We start from the raw sequence: 1,003 nt of genomic DNA on the forward strand, positions 1-1,003 counted from the left end.
GCCGATCACGGAGTTGGCCGACGGCCGCCTCGCGGCGCGGGGGATGGACAACCGGGTCGGCATCTGGACGGCGGCCGAGGCGTTCCGGCGTGTCGTCGAGACCGACCCGAACGCGACGGTGTACGCGGTCTCGACGGTTCAAGAGGAGGTCGGCCTCAAGGGGGCGCGGATGGTCGGTTTCGAGTTGGACCCCGACGCCGTCGTCGCCGTCGACGTGACCCACGCGACCGACCACCCGGACACCCCGAGCGTCCGTGGTAGCGACGTCGAGTTGGGCGGCGGGCCGGTCGTCGCACGCGGGAGCGCGAACCACCCGGCCCTCGTCGAGGCCGTTCGCGGCGTCGGCGACGGGGCGGGGATCGACTACCAACTGGCGGCGGCGGGGAGCCGAACCGGCACCGACGCCGACGCCTTTTATACGTCCTCGGGCGGCACGCCCGCGCTCAATCTCGGGATTCCGAACCGGTATATGCACACTCCCGTCGAGGTCGTCGACCAGGCCGACCTCGACGCCGCGGCGTCGCTGCTCGCCGGGGTCGCCGGCCGCCTCGACGAGTTCGCGCCGTTCGACGCCGGTATATAAACACGGTGCGCCCGAACCGCGGTGCCGGACGCGGGTCGGTGCGTTTATACCGCTCGCACGCGCTCCTTCGGGTATGACTGACCGTCCGCTTGACGTGCTCGAAGCGACGCTCGGAAGCGACGTGCGCGTGACACTCAAGGACAGCGAGACCCGCGAGGGCGTCCTCTCCGGATACGACCAACACATGAACCTCGTCTTGGAGGAAGGCGACAACGTAACCGTTATCCGCGGCGATAACGTCGTCTCGATACAACCATGACTGGCGCTGGGACCCCGAGCCAAGGCAAGAAGAACAAGACGACGCACGTCAAATGCAGACGCTGCGGCGAGAAGTCCTATCACTCCCGAAAGAAGGTCTGTGCGTCCTGTGGCTTCGGCAAGACGGCCAAGCGTCGCGACTACGCCTGGCAGTCCAAACAG

3 protein-coding genes are annotated in these 1,003 nt (G+C 67.8%); all 3 read left to right on the top strand.

The window, feature by feature from the left end; translation table 11 throughout:
* The coding region (locus DP106_RS15435; protein WP_120086661.1) for a M20/M25/M40 family metallo-hydrolase at window positions 1-583 on the top strand (583 nt) is incomplete at its 5' end.
* Window positions 584-656: 73 nt separating this feature from the next.
* Window positions 657-842, top strand: coding sequence for an LSM domain-containing protein (locus DP106_RS15440; protein WP_015408826.1), 186 nt, complete (start codon window positions 657-659; stop codon window positions 840-842).
* A partial coding sequence (locus tag DP106_RS15445) for a 50S ribosomal protein L37e (RefSeq protein ID WP_120086663.1) occupies window positions 839-1,003 on the top strand: 165 nt, incomplete at its 3' end. The genes DP106_RS15440 and DP106_RS15445, both read left to right, overlap by 4 nt.

Source organism: Halonotius pteroides, from assembly GCF_003605635.1.
In the GTDB taxonomy this organism is placed as follows: Archaea; Halobacteriota; Halobacteria; order Halobacteriales; family Haloferacaceae; genus Halonotius; species Halonotius pteroides.

Bases quoted from the DNA above. Each gene is read 5' to 3' on its own strand.
- DP106_RS15440 (WP_015408826.1), top strand. From the start codon at position 657: ATGACTGACCGTCCGCTTGACGTGCTCGAAGCGACGCTCGGAAGCGAC.